At 68.1% G+C, this 23423-nt stretch carries 22 protein-coding genes; 17 read left to right on the forward strand and 5 right to left on the reverse strand.

All coding sequences use genetic code 11. The features are described 5' to 3' along the window. Window positions 1–4 precede the first annotated feature (4 nt). Complete coding sequence (locus HNP51_RS02550; RefSeq protein WP_184266758.1) at window positions 5–1027, reverse strand: NADP-dependent oxidoreductase; 1023 nt, start codon at window positions 1025–1027, stop codon at window positions 5–7. A 339-nt stretch (window positions 1028–1366) separates the two neighbouring features. Between HNP51_RS02550 and HNP51_RS02555 the strand changes: the two genes are divergently transcribed. Beyond that, window positions 1367–1648 carry a hypothetical protein gene (locus tag HNP51_RS02555; RefSeq protein WP_184266760.1) on the forward strand — a complete coding sequence of 94 codons (282 nt, stop codon included), beginning with the start codon at window positions 1367–1369 and terminating at the stop codon, window positions 1646–1648. 64 nt (window positions 1649–1712) lie between these two features. Here HNP51_RS02555 and HNP51_RS02560 read toward each other — a convergent pair whose 3' ends face one another. Then, on the reverse strand, window positions 1713–2507 hold the full coding sequence (locus tag HNP51_RS02560) for a response regulator (RefSeq protein WP_184266762.1): 795 nt from the start codon (window positions 2505–2507) through the stop codon (window positions 1713–1715). A gap of 195 nt (window positions 2508–2702) precedes the next feature. On the opposite strand from HNP51_RS02560, the gene HNP51_RS02565 reads away from it, so the two are divergent. The 11 genes from HNP51_RS02565 to HNP51_RS02615 all read left to right on the forward strand — a co-directional run bounded on the left by HNP51_RS02565 (window position 2703) and on the right by HNP51_RS02615 (window position 15948). Then, a complete protein-coding gene (locus tag HNP51_RS02565) occupies window positions 2703–2909 on the forward strand; it encodes a NepR family anti-sigma factor (protein WP_184266764.1) in 207 nt (68 codons plus the stop codon). Continuing rightward, window positions 2906–3514, forward strand: a complete 609-nt coding sequence (locus HNP51_RS02570; RefSeq protein WP_184266766.1) for a sigma-70 family RNA polymerase sigma factor — start codon at window positions 2906–2908, stop codon at window positions 3512–3514. Before HNP51_RS02565 ends, HNP51_RS02570 begins: the two co-directional genes overlap by 4 nt. An 84-nt stretch (window positions 3515–3598) precedes the next feature. Then, on the forward strand, window positions 3599–5266 hold the full coding sequence (locus HNP51_RS02575) for a sensor histidine kinase (protein ID WP_311769890.1): 1668 nt from the start codon (window positions 3599–3601) through the stop codon (window positions 5264–5266). Between the two features lie 89 nt (window positions 5267–5355). After that, entirely contained in the window at window positions 5356–5493 is a 138-nt protein-coding gene (locus tag HNP51_RS02580) for an entericidin A/B family lipoprotein (RefSeq protein ID WP_178827108.1), read from the forward strand. Between the two features lie 141 nt (window positions 5494–5634). Further along, the gene (gene ald / locus HNP51_RS02585; protein WP_184266768.1) at window positions 5635–6753 is read left to right on the forward strand and encodes an alanine dehydrogenase; all 1119 of its coding nucleotides are present in this window, start codon (window positions 5635–5637) and stop codon (window positions 6751–6753) included. A 66-nt stretch (window positions 6754–6819) separates the two neighbouring features. Continuing rightward, a complete protein-coding gene (locus tag HNP51_RS02590) occupies window positions 6820–7152 on the forward strand; it encodes a hypothetical protein (RefSeq protein ID WP_184266770.1) in 333 nt (110 codons plus the stop codon). Between the two features lie 48 nt (window positions 7153–7200). Then, a complete protein-coding gene (gene obgE, locus HNP51_RS02595) occupies window positions 7201–8256 on the forward strand; it encodes a GTPase ObgE (protein WP_184266772.1) in 1056 nt (351 codons plus the stop codon). A 51-nt stretch (window positions 8257–8307) separates the two neighbouring features. Beyond that, window positions 8308–11223: a DNA polymerase I gene (polA, locus tag HNP51_RS02600; RefSeq protein ID WP_184266774.1), complete on the forward strand. Its 2916-nt coding sequence runs from the start codon at window positions 8308–8310 to the stop codon at window positions 11221–11223. 132 nt (window positions 11224–11355) lie between these two features. Continuing rightward, window positions 11356–14076: a TonB-dependent receptor domain-containing protein gene (locus HNP51_RS02605; RefSeq protein ID WP_221415697.1), complete on the forward strand. Its 2721-nt coding sequence runs from the start codon at window positions 11356–11358 to the stop codon at window positions 14074–14076. 165 nt (window positions 14077–14241) lie between these two features. Continuing rightward, window positions 14242–15459 (forward strand): NAD(P)/FAD-dependent oxidoreductase, encoded by a 1218-nt coding sequence (locus HNP51_RS02610; protein ID WP_184266776.1) that lies wholly within the window; start codon window positions 14242–14244, stop codon window positions 15457–15459. Window positions 15460–15588: 129 nt separating this feature from the next. Then, window positions 15589–15948, forward strand: a complete 360-nt coding sequence (locus HNP51_RS02615) for a zf-TFIIB domain-containing protein (RefSeq protein WP_184266778.1) — start codon at window positions 15589–15591, stop codon at window positions 15946–15948. A gap of 27 nt (window positions 15949–15975) precedes the next feature. On the opposite strand, the gene HNP51_RS02620 is transcribed toward HNP51_RS02615, so the two are convergent. After that, window positions 15976–17688 (reverse strand): hypothetical protein, encoded by a 1713-nt coding sequence (locus tag HNP51_RS02620; RefSeq protein ID WP_184266780.1) that lies wholly within the window; start codon window positions 17686–17688, stop codon window positions 15976–15978. A 222-nt stretch (window positions 17689–17910) separates the two neighbouring features. Here HNP51_RS02620 and HNP51_RS02625 point away from each other — a divergent pair, with 222 nt between their 5' ends. From HNP51_RS02625 to HNP51_RS02645, 5 genes are all read left to right on the forward strand, one after another. Next, a complete protein-coding gene (locus HNP51_RS02625; RefSeq protein WP_114818485.1) occupies window positions 17911–18615 on the forward strand; it encodes a response regulator transcription factor in 705 nt (234 codons plus the stop codon). Next, a complete protein-coding gene (locus HNP51_RS02630) occupies window positions 18584–20194 on the forward strand; it encodes a stimulus-sensing domain-containing protein (protein ID WP_184266782.1) in 1611 nt (536 codons plus the stop codon). Before HNP51_RS02625 ends, HNP51_RS02630 begins: the two co-directional genes overlap by 32 nt. Next, window positions 20191–20622 (forward strand): HPr kinase/phosphorylase, encoded by a 432-nt coding sequence (locus tag HNP51_RS02635; protein WP_184266784.1) that lies wholly within the window; start codon window positions 20191–20193, stop codon window positions 20620–20622. Before HNP51_RS02630 ends, HNP51_RS02635 begins: the two co-directional genes overlap by 4 nt. Before the next feature lie 107 nt (window positions 20623–20729). After that, complete coding sequence (locus tag HNP51_RS02640; RefSeq protein WP_184266786.1) at window positions 20730–21134, forward strand: PTS sugar transporter subunit IIA; 405 nt, start codon at window positions 20730–20732, stop codon at window positions 21132–21134. Beyond that, window positions 21131–21439, forward strand: a complete 309-nt coding sequence (locus HNP51_RS02645) for an HPr family phosphocarrier protein (protein ID WP_260398289.1) — start codon at window positions 21131–21133, stop codon at window positions 21437–21439. The genes HNP51_RS02640 and HNP51_RS02645 overlap by 4 nt, the downstream gene beginning before the upstream one ends. Window positions 21440–21450: 11 nt before the next feature. Here the strand turns inward: HNP51_RS02645 and HNP51_RS02650 are convergent, their stop codons facing one another. Both HNP51_RS02650 and HNP51_RS02655 read right to left on the reverse strand, forming a co-directional pair. Continuing rightward, complete coding sequence (locus tag HNP51_RS02650; protein ID WP_184266788.1) at window positions 21451–23070, reverse strand: methyl-accepting chemotaxis protein; 1620 nt, start codon at window positions 23068–23070, stop codon at window positions 21451–21453. Between the two features lie 11 nt (window positions 23071–23081). Continuing rightward, complete coding sequence (locus tag HNP51_RS02655; protein ID WP_184266790.1) at window positions 23082–23405, reverse strand: hypothetical protein; 324 nt, start codon at window positions 23403–23405, stop codon at window positions 23082–23084. Window positions 23406–23423: the final 18 nt, after the last annotated feature.

The raw sequence follows: 23423 nt of genomic DNA on the forward strand, positions 1-23423 counted from the left end.
CTCCTCAGGCGGCGGGCTCTTCCGACACCCGGACCAGCAGCTTGCCGTCATGGTCGCCGGTGAACAAGCGGTTCAAGGAGGTGACCGCCCCTTCCAGACCGTCATCGACGTGGACCTTCCACTTGATCCGGCCATCGGCCAGCCAGGGGCCCATCTCCTCGACCATCTCCCGGGCGCGCGGGGCGTAGTCCAGCACCAGGAAGCCCTGGACGTTCAGGCGATGGGTGATGATGCGGCTGAAGTTCGGCGAGGGCGGCATCCGCGTCGCGTTGTAGGACGAGATCAGGCCGCAGACGGCCATGCGGGCATGGACGTTCAGCCGGTTCCACACCGCGATCATGATGTCGCCGCCGACGTTTTCGAAATTCAGGTCGACGCCGTTAGGGGCCAGACGATCCAGGGCCTCGCCCACGTCCTCGTTCTTGTAGTCGATGGCGGCGTCGAAGCCGAGGTCCTCGGTCAGCCAGCGGCATTTCTCAGGTCCGCCGGCGATGCCGATGACGTGCGCGCCGCGCTGCTTGGCGACCTGACCGGCGATGGAGCCGACCGCCCCCGCCGCCGCCGAGATCACCAGGGTCTCGCCCGCCTTGGCCTTCAGAACGTCGGTCACGCCGAAATAGGCGGTCAGCCCGGTCATCCCCAGCACCGACAGATTGGCGGTCAGCGGCATGCCGGGCGCCCGGTGCACAGGGCGCAACCCCTGTTCATGCACCACCACATAGTCGGCCCAGCCGCCCGACAGAGGGGTGACGATGTCGCCCGCCTTGAAGCGCTCGGACTTCGACTGTTCAACCACGCCCAGGGTCAGGCCGCGCATGACCTCGCCCAGGCCGACGGGCGGCAGATAGCCCTGGCTGTCGTTCATCCAGGTGCGGTTGGTCGGGTCCAGCGACAGATAGATGGTGCGGACCAGAACCTCGGCGTCCTTCAGGTCCGGCACGGGCGTTTCGATCAATTCCAGATCGCCGTCCTGGATCAGGCCCTGGGGCCTCTGGCGAAGAACCCACTGACGATTGCGAAGGCTCATGGCGCGTCTCCAATGCGTTTTCTTTGAGAACTCATTAGGCGTGGATGCGCTGCCGCTGTCGAGGGGCAGCCAAAGAAAAAGCGGACCGTGTGGGGTCCGCTCTAAGGTGGCATCATCGAGAATGAGGAGCGGAGGCGACCGACCGGCGAACCGGTCAAGTCGGGGGGGCTCTGTCGCCTCCGCACTTCCATAACCACGGCATCTCAAACCGGTTCCCTCGCCCCCCGAAGTTTATCGCTCGACAGGCCGCCCCCTTCATCGCCCGGAACGACGGCAGGCTCCGCCGCGTTGCTAGACCGTAAGAGGAAGCCCGCGGAACAGGCCAGACCGGAGAACGCGATGACCCATCAGGATCCCCACTCTCATTCCGCCGACGCCGTCGAGCACCATGCGCCGATCGAGGCCCAGTACGTTCGTCAGGGCCGGGGCGGGAAACGCATCCTTTGGCTGCTGATCGTGTCGGGCGGGGCGGCGGCCGTCCTTCTGCTGGGCATGTGGCTGCTCAGCAACGGCGGCTTCCAGACCGTCAATCAAGATGCGGGCGGCACGCGCGAGGACGTCGCTCCCTTTGACGCCCCGCCCCCGACGCCATCCCCGACGTCGGCGCCCCCCGCCGCCTGACCCGGAAATAAAAAGGCCCCGACGGCGCAACCGTCGGGGCCTTTCAATCTGCTTCGTCAGAACGTCAGGCGGCCTGCTTCTGTCGCGACGGATGGAAGAACAGCGCCTGGCTGATCGCCGCCTTCACCGTTTCCGGCTGGAAGGGCTTGGTGATCAGGAAGGTCGGCTCAGGCCGCTCGCCCGTCAGCAGTCGCTCGGGGAAGGCGGTGATGAAGATGACCGGCACATCGAAGCGTTTCAGGATGTCCTTGACGGCGTCGATGCCCGACGAGCCGTCGGCCAACTGGATATCAGCCAGCACCAGACCCGGACGGTGACGCGTCACGGCGTCCACCGCCTCATCGTGGGTGGTGGCGGTTCCGGTGACGCGGTGGCCCAGTTCCTTCACCAGGCTTTCGATATCAGCCGAGATGATGGCCTCGTCCTCGATGATCAGGACATCGGTGGCCAGTTCGGCGTCGATGTCGGTCTGGGCCTCAGCGATCAGTCGCTCGACCGTGCGCGGATCGACGCTGAGGATCTGCGCCGCTTCGGACGGCGTGAAGCCTTCCAGGGCCGTCAGCAGGAAGGCCTGGCGCGAGCGCGGCGCAATCCGCATCAACCGGCGCGAGGCGTCGTCGCCGGCCTCCATGCCGCTGCCGTCCTCAAGCTGGGCGCCGGTGGACGACCAGATGGCGTGGAAGACATGATAAAGGGCGACGCGCGGCGTCATTTCCGCCGGCAGCTGCCGCTCGCCGGCGGCCAACGCCTCCAGCGCGACGCGCACATAGTTGTCGCCCGTGATCTGGTCGCCCGTCAACGCGCGCGCATAGCGGCGGACGTAGGGCAGATGCGGCGCCAGTCTGGCCAGTAGACTCATACATATTCCCCGACAGTCGGCGTCTCCGATGCGGGGACGCGCCAGTCTGTCAGAACGTGTCTAGGGGGCAACGGTTCCACGTCCGAAACAGAAGCTTGAGCATAAAAACGCACAGGCCTAGGAACTCTTGGAGAGAAGCGGCGTTTTCGGCTTCCATGAACGACTCCTCTAGGCTTGGGTGGCGGCCGGAAATCCATGATAAACTCTAAGGAAACCAACCCGCGTCCTGACGCACCAGCGTCAAGGGACCAGGGTCTGGAAGAAGTGCGCCTGCGCCAGCAGGCCATCGGCGTGAAGCTGCGCCACATGTTCGATCAGGTGGTGAACGAGCCCGTTCCCGACGAATTCCTGGACATCCTGCGACGGGCCGACGAGCGGTCGTCGACCAAGGAGGGTCAGTGAGCATCTCCAGCGCGCCGCCTAAGCCCGCCTCCGCCGATGACGCCGGCTTCAAGAAGGAGCTGGTGACGCTGATCCCGCATCTGCGCGCCTTTGCACGCACCCTGACGGGCGATCCCACCGCAGCCGACGACCTGGCTCAGGAAGCCATGATGAAGGCCTGGGACGCCCGGGCCAGCTATCAGATGGGCACCAACATGAAGGCCTGGACCTTCATGATCCTGCGCAACCAGTTCTATTCGGAAAAACGCCGGTCCTGGCGCCAGACCCAGCTCGATCAGGAAGCCGCCGAGCGGACCCTGGTGGCGGTCGACGACCCTGAGGCGCCCGTGGCCCTGGACGAACTGCGTCAAGCCCTGAAGACCCTGCCCGAGGAACAGCGCGAAGCCCTGATCCTGGTCGGCGCGGGCGGCTTCGCCTACGAAGAAGCCGCTGAAATCTGCCAGTGCGCCGTGGGCACGGTGAAAAGTCGTGTCTCTCGGGCCCGCAAGGCCCTGGCGGCCACGCTGGAGCGTGGCGGCTACGGACGCGACGGCAAGGCGGCGGGCGACGCCATGCGCTCGATTTTGGCCGACGCTGACCGCCTGAGCGGCGCCAGGCAAGGCTGACGTATGGTGCGGTTCGGCCGCCCATGGGCGCGCAAGCTCGGCCGCCCGAGCGTACAAGGCATCCGCTTCCGGATGGGGATGGCCATGGCGGCGGCCCTGCTGCCCATCCTCGCCCTCAGCGCCATCCAGACCCAGGCCGAGTTCCATCGCCAGACCGAGGATCGCCGCGTCGATCTGCAACTGGCCGCCGAACGCAGCGCCGCCGACGCCAAGGCCCGGATCGAAGGCGCCGTCGTCCTGCTACAGGCGCTGGCGCCTGAAGGCGCAGGCTTCTATTGCGAGCCTCGGCTGACGGCTCTGGTGTCGCGGCTGGACTCCCTGTCGGCGCTGCAACGCTACAGCGCCACGGGCGAGCCGGTCTGCGCCTCGCGGCCCAGCGACGACGCCTCGGCCGGCATGGCCGTCCCCAGCGATGTTCGCACCCAGGACTGGTATCAACGCCTGAAGAACGGTGAGGACGTGGTCATGGCGCGCGCCCCCGGTGCGCCCGGCTCGCTGATCGTCGCCGTCCGTTCCGAACGCCCCCTGGGCGCGTTCCAGGGTGCGATCGCAGCCGTGATCCCCTTGGCCGCCCTGCAGCCCGACATTCACGATCCCGCCCTGCCGTCCGGCGCCCAGTCGGCGCTGACCGACGCCGACGGTCGCATCCTGATCTCCACCGATCCCACCGCCTTCGCCATCGACGGCTCGAATTCGACCTGGGTCAGGGAGGCGCGACAAGGCCAGGGTGCCTTGTTCGAGGCCCGCGACGCGGAGGGGCGAAAGCACGTCTATGCCGGCACCGCCCTGGCCGGACGCGACCTCTACGTCCTGCTGTCGGCCCCGGCGTCCGGTCTGCTGTCCTGGGCGCGGCTGAACCCGATCGGCTCCTTCCTCCTCCCGCTCGCCGCCTGGCTGGTCGCCTTCCTGGCGGTCATGCTGCTGTCGGAACGGATCGTCATCCGCTGGCTGGTCTATCTGGAGCGGGTGGCCGCCATCTATGCGCGCGGACGGTTCTCGGTGCGCCCGGTCCAGGCCGAACACGCCCCCGCCGAGATCCGCTCCCTGGCCCGCACCCTGGGCGCGCTCGGAGACAGCATCACGACCCGCGACAAGGCCCTGCTCGACTCGCTGGACGAGAAGGACGCGCTGATGCGCGAGATCCACCACCGGGTGAAGAACAATCTGCAGATCATCTCGTCCCTGCTGTCGATGCAGCAGAGGGCGGTGACGGACCCGGCTGCGCGCTCGGCCCTGGGCGACACGCGCCAGCGGATCACGGCCCTGGCCCTGATCTACCGCACCCTCTACCAGAGCGAGGACATCCGCGAGGCGGACTCGCGCACCTTCCTGACCGAACTGGTGGGACAGCTGATCGCGGGCGAGGCCATGCGCGGCCCCCTGGTGACCAGTTCGGTCGAGGCCGACGCCATCATCATCGACCCGGACCGGCTGGCCCCCGTGGCCCTGTGGCTGGTCGAGGCTGTTTCCAACGCCCAGAAGCACGCCTTCGCCGCGCGCGGCGGCGACCTCAGGGTCCGCTTCAAGGTCATGGGCGACACGAGCGTCCTTGAGGTCCAGGACGACGGCCCCGGCATGGCCGACCGCGACACCGCCGGCGTGGGCCGCACGCTGATGGGGGCCTTCGCCAAACAGTTGCGCGGTCAGGCCGAAATGATCGAAGCGCCCGGCGGCGGCTCCATCGCCCGCCTGACCTTCCCGACGCCCGAAGCCTCCCCGGCCGGCCATTCCACGCCCCATTCCCGGGCCTGACCCGCGACAGCTTGGCAGGAACCCCCCGCCTACCGTGGCGTTGATAGGTCGAGGGCGCCGCCTGCGCCCACCCTTTACAGGAACTGACCATGCGCAAACTGTTCGTACTCGCCGCCGCCGCCGCCCTTCTGACCACCGCCGCCTGCAACACCGTCGCCGGCGCCGGCAAGGACACCCAGGCCGCCGGCCGGGCTGTTGAAGACGCCGCCAAGGACGTCAAGAACTAGAACCATGCCGAACCCTCGCCGCCCACCGGGCTGCGAGGGTTTTTTATGTCCGGATTTCATCAGTTTCGTCTAGCGGCATCCCCGGCGCCGGTTTAGCGTCGCCGCACCCGCCACAGCGCGGACGGATCAGGAACCAGACCCATGCGTGTCGGCGTACCGCGCGAAATCAAGACCAACGAACATCGCGTGGGCCTGACCCCGACCGCCGCGCGCGAATATATCGCCCACGGCCATGAGATCCGCATCGAGACCGGCGCCGGGCTGGGCGCGGGCTTTACCGACGCCGACTACGTCAAGGCGGGCGCCACCATCGTCGCCGACGCCGAAACCGTCTTCAACGACAGCGACATGATCGTGAAGGTCAAGGAACCGCAACCCGTCGAATGGGCGCGGCTGCGCGAAGACCACATCCTCTTCACCTATCTGCACCTGGCCCCCGATCCCGAGCAGACCAAGGGCCTGCTGGCCTCCAAATGCGCCGCCATCGCCTATGAGACGGTGACCGACAGGAACGGCGGCCTGCCACTGCTGGCGCCCATGTCGGAGGTGGCCGGGCGCATCGCCGTCTTCTCCGCCGCCGAGACCCTGTTGAAGCACAACGGCGGCATGGGGCTGCTGTTCTGCGGCGTGCCGGGCGTGGCCCCTGCGCGGGTGCTGGTGTTGGGCGGCGGGGTCGTGGGGCTGAACGCCGCGCGCATGGCCATGGGCCTGGGCGCCGAGGTGGTCGTGCTGGAACGGTCCATCCCCCGGATGCGCGAGATCGACGAATTGACCGGCGGCCGGGTCATCACCCGCTATTCCTCCATCGGGGCCATCGAGGAGGAACTGGTCAAGGCCGACGTGGTGATCGGGGCGGTCCTGGTCCCCGGCGCCGAGGCTCCCACCCTGGTCCGCCGCGATCAGCTGAAATCCATGAAGCCCGGCAGCGTCCTGATCGACGTGGCCATCGATCAGGGCGGCTGCTTCGAAACCTCCCGACCGACCACCCACGAAGACCCCACCTATGTCGTCGACGGCGTGGTCCACTACTGCGTCGCCAACATGCCCGGCGCCGCGCCGCGCACCAGTTCCGAGGCCCTGACCAACGCCACCCTGCCCTTCGGCCTGGCCCTGGCGGACAAGGGTCTGGCGGCCCTGAAGCAGGACCCGCATCTGGCGCGCGGCCTGAACGTGCTGAAGGGCGAGATCACCTATCCCGCCGTCGCCGAGGCCCTGGGTCTGCCATGGAGCGACCCCTTCGGCGTCTGGGCGCGCGGATAAGAGGCCGCTTGCGCTGAACCGGCGAATCCCTGACCGTCCGCCAGGTTGGCTTCGACAGGATTCCAGATGCTTCTGATCGCGTTCATGGCAGCCCTGGCCGCACAAGAGGTCGGGGTCCCTGCGACGCCCGCTCCTCCGCCAGCAGAAGTAGCGCCGATCCGCTGGACCCGATCCCCCGGCCTCGAGATGCCCGGCAAGGCGCTTCAGGCCAATGTAAGCGGCAGCGCCACGCTTCGCTGCGACTTCGCGGCCGGCACGCCGACGAATTGCGTCATCGTGGCGGAAGCTCCCGTCGGCTACGGCTTCGGCATCGAAGCCCTGCGCGCCATGCGCACGGCCCGAGCAGAAGCGACCACCAACGGCCATCGCACCTTCAGCTTCGCCTTTGAAACGCGTTGATGGAGGGGCGGCCTGTAAATCGCCGCTCTCTTCGGTCATAAGGCGCTCATGAAGTTCCTCGACCAGGCCAAGATCTACATTCGCTCGGGCGCCGGCGGCGCCGGCGCCGTCTCGTTCCGACGTGAAAAGTTCATTCCCAACGGCGGACCTGACGGCGGCGACGGCGGCAAGGGCGGCGACGTCTGGGTCGAGGCGGTCGAAGGCCTGAACACCCTGATCGACTATCGCTACCAGCAGCATTTCAAGGCCCAGACCGGCCATCACGGCCAGGGCCGCCAGATGCACGGCGGCAAGGGCGACGACGTGGTCCTGCGCGTTCCGGTCGGCACCCAGGTGCTGGACGAGGACAAGGAAACCGTCCTGCTCGACATGGACAAGCCAGGTCAGAAGGTGAAGCTGTTGAGCGGCGGCAACGGCGGCTGGGGCAACACCCGCTTCAAGGGCCCGACCAATCAGGCGCCCGCCTACGCCAACCCCGGCCAGGAGTTCCAGGAGCGCTGGGTCTGGCTGCGCTTGAAGCTGATCGCCGACATCGGTCTGGGCGGCCTGCCCAACGCCGGCAAGTCGACCTTCCTGGCGGCGGTTTCGGCGGCCAAGCCCAAGGTGGCGGACTATCCCTTCACCACCCTCACGCCCAACCTCGGCGTGGTGGACCTGAGCCCGTCCGAACGCTTCGTCATCGCCGACATCCCCGGCCTGATCGAGGGCGCGCACGAGGGCGCAGGCCTGGGCACCCGCTTCCTGGGTCACGTCGAGCGTTCGGCCAGCCTGATCCACCTGATCGACGGCACGCAGGAAGACGTGGCTGAGGCCTACCGCATCATTCGCGGCGAGCTGGACGCCTACGGCGAAGGCCTGGCCGACAAGGTCGAACTGCTGGCGCTGAACAAGGTCGACGCCCTGTCGCCCGAGGAGCGCGAGGAAAAGGTCGCCGCCCTGAAGGAAGCCTCGGGCAAGACGCCCTTCCTGGTGTCGGGCGTGTCCGGCGAGGGCGTGACCGAGCTGTTGCGCGCCGCCTGGGCCGAGGTCCGCCAGACCCGCGGCGAGATCGTCGTCGAGGGCGACGACGTCGTTCCCGAGACGCCGGGCGGCTGGCAGCCGTAATCAATCACATGGCCGGATGACGGGGGGCCTCGTGCCCCCTATGTTCGCGCCATGACCGACGCGCCCATCGAATCCGCCGCCCGCCCCCTGAGCCAGGACGGACCGCCGCCCCGGCTGTGGCTGATCGACGCCTCGGCCTATATCTTCCGCGCCTATCACGCCCTGCCGCCCCTCACCCGAAAGTCGGACGGCCTGCCCGTCGGCGCGGTGCAGGGCTACTGCAACATGTTGTGGAAGCTGATCCGCGACATGAAGGGTGAGGACGGCCCGACCCATCTGGTCGCCGTCTTCGACCACTCGGAAAAGACCTTCCGCAACACCCTCTACGATCAATACAAGGCCCACCGTCCGCCGGCGCCCGAGGATCTGGTGCCGCAGTTCCCCCTGGTGCGTGAGGCGACGGCCGCCTTCGGCGTCCACGGCGTCGAACTGGCCGGCTATGAGGCCGACGACCTGATCGCCACCTATGCCTGCAAGGTCCGCGACATGGGCGGCGAGGCGGTGATCGTCAGCTCCGACAAGGACCTGATGCAGCTGATCGGCGACGGCGTCGTCATGTACGACCCGATGAAGGACAAACGGCTGGACGAAGAGGCCGTGTTCGAGAAGTTCGGCGTCACCCCCGACAAGGTGGTCGAGGTCCAGGCCCTGATCGGCGACAGCGTCGACAACGTTCCCGGCGCCCCCGGTATCGGGCCCAAGACGGCGGCCCAGCTGATCCACGAATACGGCGACCTCGACACCCTGCTGGCCCGCGCGGGCGAGATCAAGCAGCCCAAGCGCCGCGAGACCCTGATCGCCTTCGCCGATCAGATCCGCCTGTCGCGCGAGCTGGTCAGGCTGACCTGCGACGCCCCGGCGCCCGAGCCCGTCGACGACTTCCTGATCCGCGATCCCGACCCCGCGGTGCTGTCCGAGTTTCTGGAGCGGATGGAGTTCCGCTCGCTGCTGCGCCGCGTCGGCGACGGCAAGGCGCCGCAAAAGGAGGGCTCGGCCTTTGCGCGTCAGCCCTCGGCCCCGGTCGCCACGCCGCGCTATGGTCAGACCGAGGTCGCGACGCCGGATCAGGTCCACGACTTCGACCGCGACAAGTATGAGTGCGTGCAGACGCTGGAGGATCTGGACCGCTGGATCGCCCGCGCCCGCGCCGCCGGGGTCATCGGCTTCGACACCGAGACCGACGCCCTGTCGGCCACCCATGCGGGCCTGTGCGGCGTCTCCATTGCAGTCGGCCCGAACGAGGCCTGCTATATTCCACTGACCCACGACCATGAGCCGAGCGGCGACGCCTCGTTGAGCGGCGGCTTCGACTTCGGTCTGGAACCAGCCCAGGGCGAGGTTCGCGAGCCGCTGACCCAGATCGACAAGCCCACCGCGCTGGAACGGCTCAAGACCCTGCTGGAAGACCCGGCGGTGCTGAAGGTCGGCCAGAACATCAAATACGACCTCGCCGTCATGGCCCGGCGCGGCATCCGCGTGTCCCCGATCGAAGACACCATGCTGATCAGCTACGTCCTCGAAGGCGGGCTGCACGGCCACGGCATGGACGACTTGGCGCGCCTGCACCTCGGCCACGAGACCATCCCGTTCAAGAGCGTGGCGGGCACAGGCAAGAGCCAGAAGAGCTTCAAGCACGTCGAGCTGAAGCCGGCGACCTGCTACGCCGCCGAGGACGCGGACGTGACCCTGCGGCTCTACAGGCTGCTGAAGCCGCGTCTGGCGACCGAGCGCCTGACCACCGTCTATGAGACGCTGGAGCGCGGCATGCCTGCCGTTCTGGCCGACATGGAACTGAACGGGGTGAGGGTCGATCCCGACCGTCTGCGCTCGCTGTCCTCGACCTTCGGCCAGCGCATGGCCGAGCTGGAGGAGCAGGCGCACAAGTTGGCGGGCCGTCCCTTCAACGTCGGCAGTCCGCGCCAGATCGGCGAAATTCTATTTGGCGAGATGAACCTGCCCGGCGGGAAGAAGACCGCCAGCGGCCAGTGGGGCACCGAGGCCAGCGTGCTGGAAGAACTGGCCCTGACCCACGACCTGCCGCGCGCCATCCTCGACTGGCGTCAGCTGTCGAAGCTGAAGGGCACCTATACCGATGCCCTGGTCGCGGCCTCGGACCCGACGACGCACCGGGTGCATACCTCCTATCAGCTGGCGGCGGCGACGACGGGGCGTCTGGCCTCCAGCGATCCCAACCTGCAGAACATCCCGATCCGCACCGAGACCGGCCGCCTGATCCGTCAGGCCTTCATCGCCTCGCCGGGCCATGTGTTGATCAGCGCCGACTACAGCCAGATCGAGCTGCGGCTGCTGGCCCATATCGGCGACATCCCCGAGCTGAAGCGCGCCTTCAAGGCGGGCCTCGACATTCACGCCGCCACGGCGTCCGAGATGTTCGGCGTGCCGGTCGAGGGCATGCCCAGCGAGACCCGCCGTCGCGCCAAGGCCATCAATTTCGGCATCGTCTACGGCATCTCGGCCTTCGGTCTGGCCGCCCAGCTGGGCATCGATCAGGGCGAGGCGGCGGCCTACATCAAGACCTATTTCGAGCGCTTCCCCGGCATCCGCGCCTACATGGACAAGACCAAGACCTTCGTGAAGGAGCACGGCTTCGTCACCACCGTCTTCGGTCGCCGCATCCACATTCCGGCCATCCATTCCAAGTCGGGCGCCGAGCGTCAGTTCGGCGAGCGCGCCGCCATCAACGCCCCGATCCAGGGCGCCGCCGCCGACATCATCCGCCGCGCCATGATCCGCATGCCCGCCGCCCTGGCCGAGGCCGGGCTGAAGACCCGCATGCTGCTGCAGGTCCACGACGAACTGATCTTCGAGGCCCCCGAGGCCGAGGCCGAGCGCGCCCTGGTCGTGGTGCGCAAGATCATGGAAGGCGCCGCCGACCCCGCCGTGGCCCTCAGCGTGCCTCTGGTGGTCGAGGCCAAGGCCGCCGCCAACTGGGACCAGGCGCACTGATCAGCGTTGAGCGTTTCTCTCTGATCGCTGCAAACTTCTAAAAGAAACGCGCAGCGATCATGGCTGTTCGGGGTGAAAATTTCGCCTAAACCTTGACTCATTGGAACATCACTCCAAGAACAAGGTTCAGTTGTGAAAAAGAGTCTGCTGCGACTGTCGGTCGCCGCCATCGCCCTGACGGCGGCCGCCCCCGCCTTCGCCAAATCCGCCGCCATCCAGCCGGAGACCCCCGAGCCCGAAGCCGTCGCCACGGTGGATGAGATCGTCGTCACCGGCTCGCGCATCCGCCGCGTCGATCTGGAGGGCGTCGCCCCCGTCTCGGTCCTGACCGGCGAGGCCATCGACACGCGCGGCTTCCGCAGCGTCTTCGACGCCCTGAGCCAGGCGACCCAGAACACCGGCTCGGTCCAGGGCGAGGACTTCGGCGCCACCTTCACCCCGGCGGCCAACGTCATCTCCCTGCGCGGCCTCGGCCCCAATCACACCCTGGTGCTGCTGAATGGGCGGCGGGTGGCGGAGTATCCGTCGGCCTACAACGGCTCAGTCAATGCGGTGAACCTGGCCAACCTGCCCAACGCCGTGGTCGACCGGATCGAGGTCCTGACAGGGGGCGCCGGCGCCATCTATGGTTCGGACGCCATCGCCGGGGTGGTCAACATCAAGCTGAAGCAGAAGACCGATGGCTTCGACGCCTCGCTGCGCTATGGCGGCACCGAACAGGGCGGCGGCGAAAACTGGCGCGCCCAGTTGTCGGGCGGTCGCAGCTGGGACCGTCTGGATGTGGTCGGCAGCCTGGAATACAGCCAGCGCGACGCCATCTTCTGGGGCGACCGGGAGATCAGCCAATCCTACACCCGCTACGCCGAGCCGGGCGCGGTTCCGCCGGCCCTGTTCTCGAACCGCAACCCGATCACCCGCGCCTATTATGATCCGCCCGCCGGCCTGTGCGAGGGCCTGGGCGGCTTGCAGGGCGGCACGGTCGAGCGCGTGGTCGCGGCCAGCGGCGGCTCCTATTGCGGCAGCGACGCCTTCTACAGCACCCGCACGATTCAGACGCAGAAGGAGTCGGGCAACGCCTATCTGGGCCTGACCTATCACCTGAACGACGACACCGAGGTGTTCGGCGAGTTCCTGTACGGCAAGACCCAGGTCGACAACGTCGTGCGCTCGCTGAGCTGGAACAAGACCTTCTGGAACGACACGGCTGGGCGGCTGGAGACCTGGAACCGGGTGCTGACGCCCGAGGAGACCGGCGGCGCCTTCGGCGTCGGCAACCGCTACGACGAGGAGAACTGGAACGCGGTCCTGGGCGTGCGCGGCCACATTGGCGACTGGCGCTATGAAGCCGCCTTCAACCGCTCGGAATACGTCAGCGACCAGAGCCGTGTGCGCCTGCTGACCAGGATCGACGACCTGTTCCTGGGCGCCCGGCAGGGCGTGCGCGACGTGGCCGGCACGACCCAGCCGGTCTACGCCCCCGCCGCCAATCGCCTCTACACGCCCCTGACGCCGGGCGAGTTCGGCGCCGTGGCCGACCGCTTCACCGACCACAACACCTCCTGGCTGCAGGACTTCACCCTCTCGGTCGACGGCGATCTGTGGCAGCTTCCGGCAGGGGCTTTGCAGGCCGCCGCCGTGGTCGAGATCGGCGAGCAGGGCTACAGGAACCAGCCCGACGCGCGCCTCAACAACGGCGTCGCCTGGAACGTCGCGGGGTCGCAGCCCTCGGGCGGCGACCGCAAGCGTCAGGCCGCAGGTCTGGAACTGCGCGTGCCGATCCTGGAGCAGCTGACCGCCACCGTCGCCGGTCGTTATGACCGCTACGAATACCGCGGCGAGTCGGTGGACAGCCCGACCTACAGCCTGGGCCTGCAGTACCGTCCGATCCCCAGCCTGATGCTGCGCTCCAGCTACTCGACTAGCTTCCGCGCCCCGGACATGAACTACATCTTCGCCACGGAGACGCGCGGCTACTATCCCGGCGTGACGGACTATTATCAGTGCCGTCTGGAGGGGCAGGACTATTCCAGCTGCGACATCCAGTACAACATGGACTTCACGCGCGGCGGCAACGCCGAGTTGCAGCCGGAGAAGGGCAAGTCCTTCACCGCCGGCTTCGTCTGGACGCCCAGCAAGGCCTTCGACATCCAGTTCGACTATTATGATCTGGAGATCAGCCAGCAGGTGACGTCGCTGAGCGAGGACATCATCCTGCGCACAGAGGCGGACTGCCGCATCGGCCGCACGCCCAGCGGCGGCACGGTCGATCCGACCTCGGCCCTTTGCCTGAACTACGTCGGGCGGGTGGCGCGCAATCCGGCCAGCGCGGCGATCAACCCGAACCAGGTCACGCGCATCACGGTCAACCCGATCAACGCGGCCAGCGAGACGACGCGCGGCTTCGACGCCACCGTCAACGCCCGCCACGACTTCGAGCGTTACGGACGGCTGAGCGGCAGCCTGACCTACACCAAGGTGCTGGAACACGAATACCAGCAGTTCGAGGGCGATCCGACCTTCGACTATCTGCGCGACCTGTCGCGTCAGTCGGACTGGCGCGACCGCATGTCGGGCAGCGTCACCTGGGAGGCGGGACCGTGGACGACCACCCTCTACGGCGTCCGCTACGGGACCATTCCGACCAATGACTATGCCTCGGAACGCGATCCCTACGCCGTGTTCAACGCCAGCGTTCGCTATCGCGTCAACGACAAGGCCTCGGTCTCGGTGATCATGAACAACATCGCCGACCGCTATCCCGAGGACCGCACCGGCGGCTGGCCGAACTATTCGATCGGCTGGTACGACATCTACGGCCGTCAGACCTGGGTCCAGCTGGACTACAGCTTCTGATGGGGCGGGAGGGGGCGGCCACGCCCCCTCCCCTTTTCCAGACGACGGGCTTTGGTTTCCGGCAGCATGAGCCTCACCCCCTCCCGACATCCACGACAGCGCCCAAGGTCTCTAGCAGGGGCTTCCAAGGTCGCATCCCACGCCCGCGCCTGCTAGGGCGGGACGATGAAGTCTTCAGATCTCGACGTCCTGATCGTCGGCGCCGGCGCGGCCGGCATGATGTGCGCCATCGAGGCGGGCAAGCGCGGTCGCCGCGTGCGCGTCATCGACCACGCCCGCGCGCCGGGCGAGAAGATCCGCATCTCGGGCGGGGGACGCTGCAACTTCACCAATCTGGGGACCAGCGGGGCGAATTTCCTGAGCGAGAACCCGCGCTTCGCCCTGTCGGCGCTGAAGCGGTTCACCCAGCACGACTTCCTCAAGATGGTCGAGCGCCATGGCATCGCCTGGCACGAAAAGACCCTGGGCCAGCTGTTTTGCGACGACAGCGCCAAACAGATCATCCGCATGCTGACGGACGAGATGAAGGCGGCGGGCGTGACCCTGTCGCTGGGCCTCGGCGTCACCTCCATCGCCCGCAGCGGCGACCGGTTCGAAGTCGCGCTGGACGACGGAACCCGCGTCTCGGCGGCCTCGCTGGTGGTGGCCACCGGCGGCAAGTCCATCCCCAAGATGGGCGCGACCGGCTGGGGCTACGACGTCGCGCGCCAGTTCGACCTGCGGCTGACCGAGACGCGGCCAGCGCTCGTCCCCCTGACCTTCGAGCCGACCCTGCTGGAGCAGCTGGTCCCGCTGGCGGGCGTGGCCGTCGACGCCGTCGTCAAGACGACCCCCACCAACCCGAAAGGCGAGCGGCTCAAGGACGTCTCCTTTACCGAAGCCATGCTGTTCACGCACCGGGGCCTATCCGGCCCGTCGATCCTCCAGATCAGCTCCTACTGGCGCGAGGGCGAAGCCATCACCGTCAACATGGCGCCGAGCGAAGACGTCTCCGCCCGGATGCTGGCGGCCAAGACCGAAAACGGCAAGCAGGCGGTGCATACGGCCCTGGGCCACATCATCCCGCGCCGTCTGGCCGAGGTCATTTGCGCCCGCGAGGGCCTGGCCGGCAAGCTGGCCGAGGTCGGCGACAAGAAGCTGCGGGCCCTGGATCAGGCGGTCAACGCCTGGACCGTCAAGCCGGTCGGCTCGGAAGGCTATCGCACCGCCGAAGTGACCCTGGGCGGGGTCGACACCGCCGCTCTCGACCAGCAGACGATGGAGGCCAAGACTGTCCCCGGCCTCTTCTTCATCGGCGAGGTGGTCGATGTCACCGGCTGGCTGGGCGGCTATAATTTCCAGTGGGCCTGGTCGTCGGGCTGGGCCGCCGGGCAGAACTGCTAGCCTGCGGCGTCTGCGCACGTTGTGAGACCGACGGGGCATCCCTAGCTTCATCCTCAGCGGGACGGGCCCCTCTGGCGCGGCGAAAGCGGCGCGATGTCGGACCGCATCTTTCGACACTTGAGGATTCCGATGCCCCTATTGATGTGCCCCAACGACAACGCGGCCATGCAGACGCTGGACCGCAACGGCGTCCAGTTCGACATGTGCCCGACCTGCCGTGGCGTCTGGCTGGATCGCGGCGAACTGGAAAAGCTGATGGCGAGCGCCGCCGAAGAGGGCCGCGCCACCGCCCCTCAAGCCGCGCCGCAGCCCACCTATCAGCAGCCGATCCAGCAGCAGCCCCATCAGCAGCCCCATCAGCAGCCATGGGGCGGCGGCCAGCCTCAGGGTTATCGCGAGCCGCCGCGCTACAAGGACGACGACCGTCACCGCGACGGCGGCTACTACAAAAAGAAAAAGCGGATGGACATCTTCGACATCTTCGACTGATCGGCGCCGCGGCTTGGGCGGCCAAACTCACGCCGCGAGGCCGACCGCCTGCATCAGGGGCCGCAGGGTCTGCACCGCCTCCGGCGCCGCGCCTAGGGCGGCGCGCAGTTCGGGCGCGCGGAACAGCTTGACCGCCTCGGCCTTGGCCCGGTCGGCCACAGGGCCGGTCGGCCCCGTCTCCCCCGCCGCCAGACGCAGCAAGGCCGCCAGCTTTTGCAACGCCGGGACCGGCGCGCGGGCGATCTGGGCCGTCAATTTGGCGTCGGCCTCGACCGAACCGCCGACGACGCCCAGGGCCGTGACGATGGCGTCGCGGTCCCGGTCCGACAGGGCCGCCTTGGCGACCGCGCGCTGCAGGGCGCTCAGCGCCATCAGCTTCTGGCCCGTCGTCTGGCTTAGGGTCCGCATCTCTGTCTCGAAGCGCAGCGAGGTGACGCAGGCGTCCAGCCACCGCGCCGCTGACCGCTTGTTGGCCCCGCCGGTGACGTTCTCGCACAGCCGCGCCAGCCGCTCGGCCTCCCGCAGCGCCGTGGGACAGCCGCGCACATAGGCGGCGACGAAGTCGGCGGTGACCAGGCTTTTCGACCTTTCGCTGAAGGCGGTCTGCACCTCCTCCAGCGTCAGCAGCCGCCCGGCCGTGGCGGTCAGGGTCATGGCCAGGGCGCGCAGGATGTCGATCTCGCCCTCGGCGTCGCCGGGCCGCAGTCGCCGCTGGCTCATCAGTTCGCGCACCACCATCCGCGCCAGCGAGGCCGACAGCAGCGGGAACTCGCCCGCCGCCAGCCGCTCGCCCAGACGCGCCGGGCCGCCTTCGACCGGCGGGACCAGCACGGCCAGCTTCGGATCGCGCGCGATCAGGGCGGCGATCTCGCGCGGGGCCACCATCCGCACCACCGCCGCCAGGCTGGAGCCCTGGTCCAGGGCCGGGCCGACGATCTGGGCCAGGCTGGCGCGCGACCCGAACAGTTCGCACAGCAGTTGCTCCACCGGCACGAAGACCAGGGCCCGCGGCGGCCCCTCGGGCGGCGCGCGGTCGCAAAGGTCCATCAGCCGATCCAGTCGGGCGCGGGCGCCCTTGACGCCCTTCAGCGCCCCGGCGACCACCCCGCCCATGATGAAGGCCCGGTCCGGCGACCCGCTCAGCCGGTGCGCCACGTCCGCGACCGAGCGTTCCGCCAGTCCGGGGAACTGGTTGCGACGCCCGGCCTGCAGCAGGCGCTCGATCGCCTGTTCGGCCAGCTTCTGATAGTGGCGCACCAGGTCATGCACCGGCTGGCCGGTGTTCTGGCTTTCCGGCACCGCGACCTTCTGGACCGCGTGCTGCAGCTCGACGCCCGAGGCCTCCAGCCGCTCGGCCAGATCGGGGCGGTGCAGCAGCTCGAAGGCGGTCGCGCCCTGGCGGGTCAACCAGTCCTCCAGCACCCGGCCGAGCAGGTCGCGGGCATGGGGCGTATAAAGGTCCTGAATCCCGCGGCAGCCCGGCCCCACCCGGTCGTCGCGGACCTTGGGCTTGTGCTTCATCTCCGGCGCGCCGCGCGTCAAAACGATGACGCTGGCGAACTCCATGGTGTCAGGGTCCAGCGTCTCCTTGGTCACGCGCACGGCGCAGGCCTGGCCGTCGCGTAGCAGGTCCTCGGCCGTTTCGACCGCGGTCTTGCGGTCCTCGGTCGCCATCGACAGCGACCAGGACGCCGGCGGCGTCTTGCGGATGTAGATTTCGTAGTGAACCGGACCGGCCATGGCGTCTTTCGAGGGTATCAGCCCGCCACCCTGATCCATCAGGCTTTAAGGCGAGGTTTCGCCATTTCCCGGCCAAGGTTGAAAGACAGGCTCTGGCGAACCATTTGCTGTGGCCGTAATGTCACCCCGATGGGATAGAACGGTTACGCTTGTCGCGCGTTGAGCCATCAACACGCGACGGATGATCGAACGACTGCCGCCGCCCGCACTCAGGAGAAGCCCTTGGCCAACATCACTCTGGTCGACGACGACGAGAACATCGTCGCCTCCGTGTCCCTGGCTCTGGAAAGCCACGGCCACAAGGTCACGGCCTATCATGACGGCGCTTCGGGTCTCGAGGCGCTGGAGACCACGCCCCCGGATCTGGCGATCCTGGACGTGAAGATGCCGCGCATGGACGGCATGGAGGTGCTGCGCCGCCTGCGTCAGACCTCGCAGATTCCGGTCATCATGCTGACATCCAAGGACGAGGAGATCGACGAGATCCTCGGCTTCAACCTCGGCGCCGACGACTATATCCACAAGCCCTTCAGCCAGCGTCTGCTGATCGAGCGGGTCAAGGCCCTGCTGCGCCGCACCGGCGCCGACGGCGGCGAGGTCGAAACCGCCGCCGAAGCCGCCGGCAAGGCCATCAAGCGCGGCAAGCTGTCTATGGACCCGGCCCGCCACGAGAGCACCTGGGAAGGCAAGCCGGTCAAGCTGACCGTCACCGAGTTCCTGCTGCTTCAGGCCCTGGCCCAGCGCCCCGGCTTCGTGAAGAGCCGCGACAGCCTGATGGACGCCGCCTACGACGATCAGGTCTATGTCGACGACCGCACCATCGACAGCCACGTCAAACGGATGCGAAAGAAGTTCCGGGTGGTCGATCCCGAGTTCGACGCGATCGAGACCCTGTATGGCGTCGGTTACCGCTACCGCGAAAGCTGAGATCGAGGACGGCCCGACGCGGCGCCGGTTCCGCTTCGGCGGGTCGCGCCTCGGCGGGTTCATTCTCGCCCTCAATCTGCTCAGCCTGCTGATCCTGTTCGGCGGGGCTCTGGCCCTGAACGAATGGCAACGCGGCCTGATCGAGGCGCGTCAGGAATCCCTGTCGGTCCAGGCTAAGCTTCTGGCCAATGTGCTGGGCGAACTGGGCATCACCCAGGGCGAGCCCTATCCCATGCTCGACCCCGGCGCGGCGGGGCTGTGGCTGCGCGACAACTTCATCCCCGAAGGCCAGCGCGCCCGTCTCTATGATCAGGACGGCCTGCTGGTCTCGGACAGCTTCGCCGTCACCGACGCCATCCCCGGCCAGGCCCTGCCCCCGGCCAACCCCGCCGGAACCGCCCTCGCCCCCACCGACCCCTCGCCCCGCGAAACGAGCCGGGTGAAACGCGCCAACGCCGAACTGTCCGCCGAGGTCGATCGCGCCCTGCAAGGCGAGCCCCAGGCCGACATCCGCCGCAACGAGAACGGGGACCGGGTGGTCTCGGTCTCCCTGCCCGTGCGCCACGTCCAGCAGGTCCTGGGCGTGCTGACGCTGGAAGCCGGCGACGTCGACGAAACCCTGGCCGCGCAGCGCCGCGCCCTGACCCCCTTCGCCCTGGTGGCCCTGGCGGTGAACCTGCTGTCGGCCCTGGTGCTGCACCTGTTCGTGGCCCGCCCCGTGATGCGCCTGTCGGCGGCGGCGGATCAGGTGCGTCTGCAACGCGCCCGCGCCATCTCCCTCCCCGACCTGGAGGACCGCAAGGACGAGATCGGCGACCTGGCCCGCGCCCTGGAATCCATGACGGACACCCTGTCGACGCGCATGGACGCAATCGAACGTTTCGCCGCCGACGTCAGCCACGAGATCAAGAACCCCCTGACCTCAATCCGCTCGGCGCTGGAGACCCTGCCCCTGGTCAAGACCGACGAGCAGAGGGCGCGGCTGACCAATCTGCTGCAACAGGACGTGCGGCGTCTGGACCGGCTGATCACCGACATCTCCAACGCCTCGCGTCTGGACGCGGAATTGTCGCGCGACCGGCCACGCCTGATCGACCTCAACGAGCTGCTGGGCGACATCGTCGCCGTTTATGAGGGCGGCCAGAAGCCCGGCGAGGCGGTGGTCCGCTTCGCCTCGACCGCCGAATCCGCGCGGGTGCTGGGCCGCGACATCCCGCTGGGCCAGGTGTTCCGTAACCTGATCGACAACGCCCGCTCCTTCAGCCCTGCGGACGGCGAGGTCCGCGTCCGTCTGGAACGCGACGACAGCCGCGCCGACCTGCCCCTGCGCATCCGCGTCGAAGACGATGGCCCCGGCATCCCGGCGGAAAACCTCGAGACCGTGTTCGAGCGCTTCTACACCTCGCGGCCCAAGGGCACGGCCTTCGGCGCCAACTCGGGCCTGGGCCTGTCCATCGTGCGTCAGATCATCGACGCCCATGGCGGTCGGGTCCACGCCGAGAACCGCATCGACGAGCACGGAAACGTCGTCGGCGCCCGATTCGAAGTCCTTCTGCCCCTGGCTGGACGACGCCCATGACCGCCGCCATGCAGCCCCTGCACGCCACCGCCGTGGCCCGCCACACGCCCGCCGGCTGGCGCGGCGTGCTGATCCAAGGTCCGTCCGGGGTCGGCAAGAGCGATCTGGCCCTGAAGCTGATCGGTCAGGGCTGGCGGTTGATCGCCGATGACTGGACCCATGTCTGGGCCTCCGGCGGGGCCCTTTACGCCGCCGCGCCTGCAACGATTACGGGCAAGATCGAGGTGCGCGGCCTGGGCATTGTCGCCGCGCCCCTGTGGCCGCTGACACGGATCATGCTGGCCGTCGCCTGCACCCACGAGGCCATAGAACGCCTACCGGAGGCCGCTGCCTGGACCTGGGACGGGATCTCAATTCCACAGCTGCGGCTGGACCCGCGCCCGGCTTCGGCGGGTCAGGTGGTCGCAACCGCGCTGGCCGCTCTTTGAACCGGCGCGTGATTGGCCTATGAAGGCCGGCTTGCAGATCAGTCCGGCGCCCAAGGGGCGTTCGCTGAGAGCAGAAGCGCGGGGCGTATTGTCTTGGTGAAGCCTTCATGATCGGGCTGGTGATCGTCACCCACGGGGGCCTGGCCTCCGAATTCCTGGCGGCGATGGAGCACGTGGTCGGCCCTCAACGGGGCGTGGCCGCCATCTGCATCGGGCCCGAAGACGACATGGAGCGGCGCCGCCGCGACATCGTCGACGCCGCCGCCGCCGTCAACGACGGGGACGGCGTCATCCTGCTGACCGACATGTTCGGCGGCACGCCCTCCAACCTGGCCATTTCCGTGATGGAGCAGACCCACGCCGAGGTCATCGCCGGGCTGAACCTGCCCATGCTGATCAAGCTGGCCAGCGTGCGCGGTCGCGAGACGCTGGAGACATGCGTCGCCCACGCTCAGGACGCCGGGCGAAAATACATCTCGGTGGCGTCGTGGGTTCTGGCGGGCGAGAAATGACCGACACTCCCATGCACCAAGGGACCGTTCAGGGACCGATCCAGGTCACCGTCGGCATCTGCAACCAGCGCGGCCTGCACGCCCGCGCCTCGGCCAAGTTCGTCAAACTGGCCTCCAGCTTCGAGTCCGAGATCCGGGTCACCCGCGACGGCGTCACCGTGGACGCCCGGTCGATCATGGGCCTGCTGATGCTGGGCGCCGGCATCGGTTGCGGCGTCGATATCGAAGCCGAGGGCCCCGATGCGGCCGAAGCCATCGAAGCCCTCAGCGACCTGGTCGCCCGCAAGTTCGACGAAGACCAGTAGGTCCGACCCCGCTACGCCGCTTTGGAGGGCGGCTGGGAGACGGGTGCAGAAACGGCTGCTCCGGCGCCGGTCACCCGGAATTGTCCTACGAGTTGACTCAGGTCGCGGGCCTCCTGGTTCAGGGCTTGGCTGGCGGTCGTGGATTCACCCGCCATGGCGGCGTTCTGCTGCGTCATCTGATCGATCTGATTGATGCTGTCATTGATCTGAGCCAGCGCCGCCGCCTGCTCTCGCGCCGAGGCGGTGATCCCGCCCATCAGCGCGTTGATCTCCAGCACCTGCGCGGCGAAACCGGCGAGCGCGTCCCCCGTCTGCCCGACCAGGCCAACCCCGTCCGTGACCTGACGGCTTGAGGCCGAGATCAGGATCTTGATCTCCTTGGCCGCCTCGGCCGACCGTTGAGCCAGAGCCCGAACCTCGGCCGCCACCACGGCGAAGCCGCGCCCCGCGTCGCCCGCGCGCGCCGCCTCGACCCCCGCATTCAGCGCCAGCAGATTGGTCTGGAAGGCGATCTCGTCGATCACGCCGATGATCTGACTGATTTGAGCCGACGATTGTTCGATCTCGCCCATGGCCACGATAGCCCGCGACACGACTTCGCCGCTGCGTTCAGCGCCATCGCGCGCGGCGCGGACGACCAACCCCGCCTGATCGGCGCCTTCGGCGGATTGCCGGACCGTGGCCGTGACCTGATCCAGGGCCGCCGCCGTCTCCTCCAGACTGGCGGCCTGGCGCTCGGTGCGCTGCGCCAGCGCGCCCGCCGCCGTGGCGATCTGGCCGGCGCCTTCCCAGATGGAGGCCGCGCCAGCGCCGAGGCTGAGCATCGCCGCCTGAAGCTCGCCCATCGCCGCGTTGAAGTCGTCTTTCAGGCGGCCATAGTCCTCGGGGAAGGCCGCCGCGATCCTGTGGGTCAGATCCCCCTGGGCCAGGGCGGCGAGGGCGCGGCCGGTCTCATCGACCACAAGGGCCTGGGCAGCGCGGATTTCGCGGTCGCGCTCCGACGCGCGCCGCCGTTCCTCGTCCACCTCGCGCCGGGCCGCCGCAGCGGCCTCGTTGGCGGCCAGGGCCTCGGCGATGATGATCTCGGACTCGCGTTGCGCCTTGTCGGAAGCGTCGAACATTCTCACCACACTGGCGGCGACCCAGATCAGCACCGCGGCCTCGACCAGCAGCACCCCGGCGTGCAGGACCACCCGGCCCAGACTGGCGGAGCCGGGGAAGACCATTTCAGGAAGCAGATAGGAAAAGGCGAGATGGTGGACGGCGACGGTCGCGGTCGCCGCCAGGATCACCCGCCAGTCGCAGAAGATGATCAGCACGGCCAGCAGGGCGAAATAGGCCATGTGCAGGTCGGTCTGCCAGGCATGTCCCCGCGCCGAGGCGACCAGAAGGGACATCTGCGCCATGAGCAGAACCCCCGAGAGGATGCGCCCGATGTCACGCTCGCCGCTGGCTTTCCAGAGCAGGGTCTGGACCAGGCCCAGAACAACGGCCGGCGCCAGGGTCGCGGTCAGGCTCGAGGCCGAGGCCAAGGATACGGCGCCGGTGGCCAGCACCAAAAGCCAGGCGATGGCCAGGACGACCATCCCCCCCGCGCGCTGCTGGCTTTGCAGGTTATCAGCTTGGAACATGATGCACGATTTCAGAAAGAAACAGCGCCGCAGAACAATGCGGCTTGAGGATCGAGGATCAGCCAGGCGCCGGCGCGCCTGAGCCTCTGCGGCAGATCGTTTCCGCCATGGACGACGGCGATGGCGCCGACGCCGCCATAGGTGCTGATCGCCCCAGCATCACCTACGGCCGCCTCCATGCGCTGACGGCTCCACCATGGGGGGAAGACCGCCGCGACCTCAAAGGGATTGGCGGGGCGAGACGCGGCCTGCGCCGCCGGCAAGAGCGTGGCGATGATCACGACGACCGTCACGGCGACCATGACGGCGGGATGGGATGAACGGACGGCGCGCATTCTGACACATTTTGGATA

Source organism: Brevundimonas bullata (assembly GCF_014207965.1).
In the GTDB taxonomy this organism is placed as follows: domain Bacteria; phylum Pseudomonadota; class Alphaproteobacteria; order Caulobacterales; family Caulobacteraceae; genus Brevundimonas; species Brevundimonas bullata_A.